The sequence below is a fragment of the Acinetobacter entericus genome (genome assembly GCF_026168575.1).
Classification (GTDB): Bacteria; Pseudomonadota; Gammaproteobacteria; order Pseudomonadales; family Moraxellaceae; genus Acinetobacter; species Acinetobacter bouvetii.
In genome coordinates, this window is sequence record NZ_JAPEQW010000050.1 from 1 (window position 1) to 9,166 (window position 9,166).

The 9,166-nt window shown below is 27.7% G+C and carries 6 protein-coding genes and 1 pseudogene; 3 read left to right on the forward strand and 4 right to left on the reverse strand.

Going from position 1 to position 9,166, the window contains the following annotated elements:
* Together OKC24_RS18480 and OKC24_RS18485 are read left to right on the forward strand one after the other, a co-directional pair.
* Positions 1 to 849: pseudogene (locus OKC24_RS18480) on the forward strand (hypothetical protein); the annotation flags it as partial.
* Positions 850 to 896: 47 nt separating this feature from the next.
* Complete coding sequence (locus OKC24_RS18485; RefSeq protein WP_125280416.1) at positions 897 to 1,244, forward strand: hypothetical protein; 348 nt, start codon at positions 897 to 899, stop codon at positions 1,242 to 1,244.
* A gap of 71 nt (positions 1,245 to 1,315) precedes the next feature.
* On the opposite strand, the gene OKC24_RS18490 is transcribed toward OKC24_RS18485, so the two are convergent.
* A complete protein-coding gene (locus tag OKC24_RS18490; protein ID WP_213070278.1) occupies positions 1,316 to 1,981 on the reverse strand; it encodes a hypothetical protein in 666 nt (221 codons plus the stop codon).
* Positions 1,982 to 2,093: 112 nt separating this feature from the next.
* Positions 2,094 to 2,687, reverse strand: coding sequence for a recombinase family protein (locus tag OKC24_RS18495; protein ID WP_125280415.1), 594 nt, complete (start codon positions 2,685 to 2,687; stop codon positions 2,094 to 2,096).
* A gap of 300 nt (positions 2,688 to 2,987) precedes the next feature.
* On the opposite strand from OKC24_RS18495, the gene OKC24_RS18500 reads away from it, so the two are divergent.
* Positions 2,988 to 3,311: a hypothetical protein gene (locus OKC24_RS18500; protein WP_125280414.1), complete on the forward strand. Its 324-nt coding sequence runs from the start codon at positions 2,988 to 2,990 to the stop codon at positions 3,309 to 3,311.
* A gap of 211 nt (positions 3,312 to 3,522) precedes the next feature.
* Here OKC24_RS18500 and OKC24_RS18505 read toward each other — a convergent pair whose 3' ends face one another.
* Together OKC24_RS18505 and OKC24_RS18510 are read right to left on the reverse strand one after the other, a co-directional pair.
* On the reverse strand, positions 3,523 to 5,388 hold the full coding sequence (locus OKC24_RS18505) for a phospholipase D-like domain-containing protein (protein ID WP_125281770.1): 1,866 nt from the start codon (positions 5,386 to 5,388) through the stop codon (positions 3,523 to 3,525).
* Positions 5,378 to 8,965, reverse strand: a complete 3,588-nt coding sequence (locus OKC24_RS18510) for an AAA domain-containing protein (RefSeq protein WP_241284340.1) — start codon at positions 8,963 to 8,965, stop codon at positions 5,378 to 5,380. Before OKC24_RS18510 ends, OKC24_RS18505 begins: the two co-directional genes overlap by 11 nt.
* Positions 8,966 to 9,166: the final 201 nt, after the last annotated feature.

The window sequence follows — 9,166 nt, forward strand, 5'->3', positions numbered from 1 at the left end:
ATAAATACGCTTTTAGTTGTTCAAACAAGTGGAACCACCTCTTTCCTAATATTAATTTACTTTCTATACAAGCGTAAAAAACTAGCAAGAATTATATTAATATTTTTAATTATTATTGGAATAGCTTCATATGGATTATCTTTATTCACTGAAAGTTACTCTACATTCCAATTTCTTCTATATTTGTATTCAATATTAATTGATATTTATGTACTCATATTATTATTCAGTGAAGATATGAAAAGCTTTATCAAGACGGGATATGTTAAGAATGAAGTAGGGGGAAGTTTTAAGTCATGGTTTACGATGTTATCAATGATTGTTTTTGTAATGATCGTTGGTGGAAAATTTCTAAATAAGTATGACCTTACAAATAAATCTATGATCAAAAATAGCGAGAAATCTGAAAATATTTTGAATGAGAATTCCATAGGCAATGTTTCAGGGAACGTTGATGAAGAGCGTTCAGAATGGGAAAATAGCGCAGATTTTAGAGATGAGGGGGGGAGTGAAGAAAGCTATGTTAATACAGTTAATCAAAAGGGCGAAGGTCAACCAATCGCTGTAAGATTCGGTGTTAATGAATTTAATACATCACTTTACGATAAGGTTGCATATGACATTGTAGTTCAAGGTCGAGCTGATGAGGAAGTTGTTGTATATGATGTAGTTTTAAATAGAGGGAATCAATGTGGTCTTTCTAGCTATGCGCGAGAAAAGCAACTTCCATCAAGCTTAAAATTTGGTGAATATGTAGCATTATCAATAGGTGGTTGTGATGCTCAAATGGTTCAAGAAATAGAAGTAAAGACAAATTTTGGCAGTTATATGTTTGGCCCTCAAAATTAAGCATAAAGATGAATTAGTTGCTTGTTTTTTATATGGAGTGTAGTTAATTGAAAAAAATCATTTTAGTAATTCTAAGTTTGCTTTTTGGGGGCAGTACTGTTTTCGCAAAAGAAGCATTAAAGCCTGCGAACGGAGAACAACCAACGTATTGTGAACAAGTTGTTTCTCTGCATGGCTTATTAAGCAGGGCACAGTTTCAATGTGGATATAGTCAATACAATCAAGAACTCATTGATGACTCGAAGAAATGTTTTGAGCATGAATTAGGTCAAGAAAGAGGTTTAGAAGTGTTGAAATTTGGTATGGCGGAGTTTGATCGAAATGAGTCAGAAAGAGGTGAATCAGTAATTTGTACTGATTTATTAAAAGCATTTCCTGAATACATTCGAAAATAGTTTTATTTATAAGAGTCACTTTATTAAAAAGCAAGATTGATGAAATCTTGCTTTTTTGTGTTTTATAAGTATTACTGACATTTACCTTTGGAAATTGACGTAATGTCACCATTATTAGGGCTAAATTTTAAGCAAATCGTAGCATTTTCAATAATATTGGATTCGCCTTTAAGAGATGAGGCTCCGCCAGCATTATATATATAAAACTCGTTACCATCTTTAGTTGAAAATGAATAACCATCACCAGATTCACTCATTCCTAAATGTTCTTTCACCACGACGGTCATTTGACTGCTTTTTTCAGCAATAAGATAGAATAGTCGACTTCCCATTTTATTTTTACCCTGATCTTTTATCGTAAATTTTCCCTTTAAATTTCCAGTTCTTTCATTCCAAGTAACAAATGGTGAGCATTTACCAATAGTATCTTCTGCTTGAGAGTTATTAATTTTGTCACATTCGATATAAACTTCATAAGCTTGTTTACCTAACGAAGCTACATAAAAAGTTGGGCTAACGCCTCTATATCCTGAGCTAATATCATCGAACTCATTAGGGTTTTTAATTGTTAAATTTAAGAATACATTCTTATTTCTGTTTTTTTCTAAGAACTGCGCAAATTGAGTATCTTGTTTTGGAATACCTACATAAGTATTTACTGGATTCGCATACAGCGTAAAGGATGATGTAATAGCTACATTGAGAATGGTAAATTTTATCAAACTTGATAATTTCATAAGTATTCCTGATGTTAGATAATTAATGTTCTATTATTGAGGATTGTTAATTATTTTTAATAATATCAGTTGGTTGCCTGGGCTTCAAGGTTGATTTTTAACTTGAGTTATATTAGTTTTTAAGTACCCTATATACTGTAGCGATGCCACAACCTACAGCTTTAGCAATTTCTTCTTTCGTTAAACCTTTATTATTTAACTCTTTAATTCTAGCATGTTTTGCGATGTCCGCTTTTTTGCCACATGGCTTGTATCCACTTCTTTCTAAGCCTTGTTTAATACGTTCTCTACGCTTGTCATTGTCTAATCTAGCCATAGTAGCCAACAAATCTATAAGCATGTTGTTTACTAGATTTAGAATAGAGCTTGTAATGGTATCGTTTGAACTAATTAGCATGTGTGTAGTCGGTAGATCAGATACAACGAGCTTTAAGCCCTTTTCTTTTATGCGTCCTTTTAAAACATCAAAGTCAGTTTGGGAAAGTCTAGATAGGCGGTCGACACTCTCAACTAGTAACGTATCACCATGCTTTGACTCATCTAATAGTTGATTTAAAATCGGTCTATCTAACTTTGTACCTGATTCATTCTCAATATATTCGTTTACATCACCTTTAATGGATTTAGCAAACATTCGTAAATCATCTAAAGCTCTTTCTGCATCTTGGTCTTTAGTACTAGCACGTACATAAATTCTAATAGTCATTTATCATTTGTCTATATTTAATAAAGTATTATGATAATACTATCATTTAATTTATTTTAAAAGTTTAATGATAATATTTTTATCATTTAATTTTGTTATCTTTTGAGTATAGTTCAATGATAGCTACGCTGATAAATTAAAATTTATAAAACTGCTATCTAAGGTCTTTTATCTATAACTTATTAAATTCAAAGTCACAGATTGTCGCTTTAATTTAAAATGCGCTTTTTTAGCAATCTATTGATAAAAAATAAATGCTAACATCGGTTAATTAATGATTTTGAAAATGGATACTATTATATGTCTAGCCATACGTTTTTACTTACTTATTCTGTTTCACCTAGAGCAATAAAATATGAAGACACTGCTAATGTTATTAGAAATAGGATTGCTAGACTTCATGGAAGTGATGGTTTAATTAAATTAGCAAATGTGGAAACTGTATTTAAAGGTACAATTATCTTAAATAATTTATCACGTAATGATAAATTACGTGAAGCCAAAAGCATCATTGAAAATTTATTTAAATCTGTTTTTGATGAGAACCATACAATTAATCAAGTAGATATACACAGTGCTATATTGATTGATGGCTTAATAGATGTGTTGGAAATTTACATCTAAAATTTTATTTACTAGATAGAAATAGAAAGAAGAGTTATAAAATTCTTCTTTCTCAAAGCATAGTCTAAATGAAAAAAATTTATCTATAGAAGTATGAGATATTCATTTGATACATATGTTTTAGGCTGCGGGTAGAAAGCAACCTATCTTGTATACTTGATACACATCCTCAAACATATTAAGTTCAAATTTTAAAGATAAATTATTGGCATCATAAGGAATTGAAAGTATTAATAAAGTTTCTGGCAATATCCCTTTTTTCCACATATATGCCTATTTCATGATAAATATCCGTTGATGACGAACTTTTAGATGCATTTGATGAAAGCCAGTTTAAACTTGTAATTAATATATTATTGTTGTCCCATGCAAGAACTTTTGAATGGTTCTTTTTTGGATTTTTTCCTGTTTCTAAACGATTTTTGGGATTATGTAATTGTAGGTTGATATTAATTGGAGGTTTAAGCAAATTTTGTGTAAATATTTTTTCCATTTCAGGAGTAAATTTCTCAGATCTTTGTGAGAAGAAAGCATATTTTTTAAAACTAGAGTTTTTTAAGGCATCAGCTATTGGTCGTGATGCTACATCATTCAGTTTATCACTAAGAATATAGAGTCTATTTCTACAAGTTTTTTTAGCTAAATCAATATAATCATAATGCTGATATTTCAAAACTAAGTTAACTTTTATTTTATTTTTTGATGAAACTAAACTATCTGGAATATTTTTAGAGAACTGTATAAATTCATTACGAATAGAACCAGAATGTAAATCTTTGCCAGAACTAATATCTGCTGCGATACAAAGGAAGTTTTTAATGAAAGTATTATCAGTTATTAACAGTGCAGATTCAAACCTTAAGTATTCAGTATATAAGAAATTGCAAGAACTAAAAAATAACTTAACATCTTTAGATGTCTTAGATACTATAAATTTTGTATGAGAACCCGTTTTAGAGAAGTTATTAAAGTTGATGGTATTTAATATGCCATCCTTAATACATTTATGATTAAATTCATTGAGTAAGGCTTCAATATCTGAAATTTCTAATTTTGATTTTTCAAAATTATCATCAAATTCATCTGGTTCATCTTTACCCCAAAGAATATAAATATTTACATTTCTCTTTAATGCATTCTTTAACTCATTAAAAACATTTGTATATTCATTGTCTTTATTTTTAATGCACCATTTCCCAATAAAAGTAGAGTGAATAATTAGGTATTCATCAGATTCTTTAATAAGATTGATTACCGCGTCTTGGTGTGCTTTAGCTCCTAAAACCATATCTAGAGAATCATTATCTATTTCAAATTTATAGCTAGAGTTAAAGTCAAATTTAGGGAGATTGTAGTCTTTCCGAATTATTTTTTTATCTTCGATTTCGGAAAAGTTAAATTGAGAAATAGTGTCTCTTATGTCTTTAGAAAACTTACTAATTAGTTCTTCATCATGAAAAAAAACCTGATTATTATTTTTGTTGTAATGTATGTCAAATAAAATATATTTTGTATCGTTAATTCCAAAGTGAAAATCATCTAAAATATTTATAATTTTTTCATTATTAAATTCTACTGCTTTGTACATTAAATTGTAGTTTGGATAAACCTCAAATCTCGGTATTGTAAATTTAATAAAATTATTTTGAGTTTTCTGTAGCTCATTAATTCGAACTTCAGCTTCAGGAATTAATCTTAATTTTTGAATTCCATAATAATTATTATTGAAGTCAATTAAAAAATCTCTATTTCTATCATAATCTTCTTCTTTGTCGGGGAGTTTATTTTCTCTACAAGCAATTTTACCTAGTTCAGTTATAACAAAATAGAAATCAGAACTGTTCGTTAAAAGCTCAATCCAGCCTATTTTCATCATAGGTAGTAAAATTTGGATAACTATTTGTTTTTCTAGATTGGAGTAAGTACATAATTCTTGTAGGCTATAGCTTTTAATACTCAATTCTTTTAGAAAAATATAGTCAACAACCCCCCACTCAGATAATTTTTTTATGCAAAATTTAGATTTCGAATATTTAAAGGGAAAGGCAACTGTATATTTTTTAATGTTATGATTCATTGCTATTCTCCAGAATTGTATCAGTAGATAAAAAGTTAATATATTTAAATTCTTTTGAGTTCATGGATTTATCTATCATTAAATTGTAATCTGGAGTAGCAAGTTTTACAAAATCAGTAATAAAATTCAAATTATTTATTTCTAATTCATTGTTTATTTTTTGGAATAGCTGAGGGTTTTCTTCAATATAGTTACTCCAATATTTAAATAATTTAAAACAACCAATTATGATCATTTTGTATTTTGCACGACTTAATAACACATTCATTCTGCGCATATCCATTAGGAAGCCTAATGCACGTGTATAAGGAGTGAAGCTATTATGTCTTACTAAACTAATAACTATAATATCTGCTTCATCTCCTTGAAAGGAGTCTACAGTTCTTGCAAAATCAGCACCATTTTCAATTTTTAACCCATTATTTAATTGATAATCTTTTAAACTAATGTTGATCTTTTCAACTTGCTTTCGGTAGGGGCTAAGTATTTGAATACCGATGGTTTTCTTTTTTAAATAATTTTCATTTAAATGCATCGCATCTAAAATTTCTTTAATAATGTTGATTTCTTTTTCATTAGTATAATCAGATTCATAATCTGAAATTTGATTGGGATTGTCATTTTTATCCTTTACATTTACCCAGATAACAGCTTTTTTAAGATTTAAATCACCTTCAAATTTGTGATCTTTAAATATAATTGGTATAGATGTTTCTTTTAAATAGTACTCTTTTTGTTCTAGGTTATCTTGAAGTATATTTTTGTATACAGTACTAGAAACTATTTTAGAGATGTCGGGATGCATTCTGTATTGGGTATTAATTGTTTCTCCAAAACTTTTAGTATCTCTATTTTTAATTTTTTCAGCTTCTTTTGCAAAAAATCTAAAAATAGAAAAATATTTTGTTAGATTAAGAACTATTTCATTTTTTATTCCATCATCTATTTCTAAGTCTTCTGGAGATTGATAATTAAGACCTAGCTTATATAGAATATCTTTTCGGAAGTTAATATTATTTAGTTCACTTAGAATTAAGCGATAATCAAATAAATCCTTATTTTTTGCTATACTATTGATTGTTTGTTCGCCAAATGCAGGAAGCTGTAAATAGTCACCTATCATTACTCTCTTATGTGAAACAAGCATAGGTGAAATCAGTTCTACTCCAGATGCCTTTGCGCTTTCTTCCATAATGGATAAGTCAAAATTTATATTATTTCTAATTAAGCGTTCTAGTGTTTTTGAATTGGTTGTTGTAAAGATTAAATTAGCACTTTTTAGCACAGTATTATAGAACTGATAAGATTGTTTTTCCTGAACGATTTTCCTTAGTTCTGTTTTTACATCATGATGGTATGTTTTTATTGCATTTTTATACATTCCACTTTTTGAAAAATTTTCAATATATTTATTCATGACTTTATTATAGGTATTTTCATCTTCTATGTTTTCATCATTATCAAAAGCATCAATAATAATAAGATCATCAGTCTCACAATTTTTTGTTATTGCATCATATAGAACTTGTACAGTACTATGACTTTGAGCTGTGACTATAACTTTAGAACTTTTTTCATCCTTAAAGATTTGCTTTACTAATGTTGATATTAAATGCGTTTTTCCTACCCCTGGAGGTCCTTGAACTATAAAGTTGGGATTAATAGTTAGTAATTTATGAAAAATATTTCTCTTGGAATTATCTAAAGCTTTAAGAGATTCAGTTAAATCGTAATCATAGCTCATTTCTTGTAGACACTGAGCGGGGTCAGTTAAACTTTCAAGAAGATTTTGCTGGTCAATAAGTTTACTAATAGAATGATTTCTGCGTTCTAATTGTATCTTTGTGCCACTTATAGATTTTGGATAAAAAATGTATTCTTCGTTTATGTTAAAATGAATGTTAATATTTTGTTTTGAAGAGAATATTAACTTACCATTTAATTTCGTTACATAGTATAAAGTAAATGTTTTTTTAATTTCATTTTCATTCTTACTTTCTATTATCCATTCTTTAGATAACTCTTCGGTTTCGAATTGGCTATAAAATATACTTGATTGCTTTTTAATATTTAAACTTTGACTTATTTTGTCTTTATGTTCGCTTGTAATTAAGCTTATTTGGTAATAATTATTATCATCTTCAAATATAGATTTACTATGTATATCTATATTCTCAGTGTTTACTTCTTCATATTTTACATTGTATTTTTGATTCATAAATGATGCTGTGTCAATTGCATGGTTTAAAACTAAGCCTTGTAAGCATTTTTTTTCTTTATCATTTAATATTCTATTTTTTTCAAATTGATTTACAACTATATTCCAATTGAAAAAATCATCATTTTCTTGTGAGCTAATTTTGCTCTTTTTTATGTATCTGGTATTGTTATGTATTTCAATTTTTTCTGAAAAGTCACTCCAATTTGGGTATTTTTCGAAGATGTTTGTTATATATCCAATTCCCCAATTTTGATTTCCTTGTTTATAACTATCAATTTGATAAATTAATGTTTTTCCTTTTAGTAAGTAAACATAATTATCTTTAAATTCCACTTGTCTTATATCAATTTTTGTTAGATTTAAATCATTTTCAAATAATATAAATACTTCTTCATATGTTAATTCTTTTTTCAGGAATTCACATAATTTATTTCTTATTTTTTTATAGCCATCGCTCTCCTGATTGTCATTGCTTGTTAAATATGCATTTTGATTATTATTATCATATTGGGGTAGTTCATTTATTATATTTTTTATAATTTTTTCAATAATTTCTGCATTTAATAGATTTTTTTTATTTTCATTATTATCTTCCAATATTTTTAAAATATTTATTTCTGATTTTGATAAAAATAACTCAAAATTATTAGAGTGGAGTATTTCTTTTATAATGTTTCCTAAACTCCACCAGTCATTACTTGTAGATGAGTTTATTATTTCTGATTTAATAATTGGTGAGTAATCAACCTTTTTTAGATTGTTTAAATATATTGACCACTCAAAACCACTTAACTTAAATTTATCACTTTCTTCATCATTGTCTTGTGAGTCATCTACTAATATAGTATCTAAAGAAATATTTCTATGAACTATTCCTTGATCATGTAATATTTTAATAGCTCTAACAATTTTTAAAATATTTTTCCAGAGAATTATTCTGTTTTCTATTTTTTTTAAACCAAGTGGGTGTATCCAATGGTAATTCAGTTTTAACTTAAAGTTTTGTCTACTTGTCTTTGTATCTTTTATATTGTCTTCAATAAATTCTCTTAATGTTATAGTATCTTCACTAGTTTTATAAATTAGATAGTAGCCTTTTTCATCAATATCACTTTTATACAATAGTTCTAAATATTTGCTTGAGTTGCCGATAGATTTTAGTCTATTTAATTGTCTAACCTCATTAAGCCATATTTCTCTTAGCGTTAAGTCTTCACTCTTATCCTCGATTTTCCAATGTTTTACTTTTAACGTCATGTTGTCTAGTAATACACACCAGATTTCCACATTTTCACTGTGATGTTGAATATTGAGTTTATATTTTTCGTCTTGAGGAATTTTATCTAATAGTGACATAAGCTTTAATTGTTTCGAAATAAATTATGGAATATACGGATACTAAAATTGCAAAGATGCTTATTTGTTAATACATAGTTTACATCTGTTCAATTTTTTCATCATTACTTTTTGCTTCATCTGAGGCTTTCTTTCTTCTGTAGTCTAGTTCTCTAGATGGCTTTGTTGCACAAAGCTATTCTTGAAGGCTTCTTCAGTAAT

Bases quoted from the DNA above. Each gene is read 5' to 3' on its own strand.
- OKC24_RS18490 (WP_213070278.1), bottom strand. From the start codon at position 1,981: ATGAAATTATCAAGTTTGATAAAATTTACCATTCTCAATGTAGCTATT.
- OKC24_RS18495 (WP_125280415.1), bottom strand. From the start codon at position 2,687: ATGACTATTAGAATTTATGTACGTGCTAGTACTAAAGACCAAGATGCA.
- OKC24_RS18500 (WP_125280414.1), top strand. From the start codon at position 2,988: ATGTCTAGCCATACGTTTTTACTTACTTATTCTGTTTCACCTAGAGCA.
- OKC24_RS18505 (WP_125281770.1), bottom strand. From the start codon at position 5,388: ATGAATCATAACATTAAAAAATATACAGTTGCCTTTCCCTTTAAATAT.
- OKC24_RS18510 (WP_241284340.1), bottom strand. From the start codon at position 8,965: ATGTCACTATTAGATAAAATTCCTCAAGACGAAAAATATAAACTCAAT.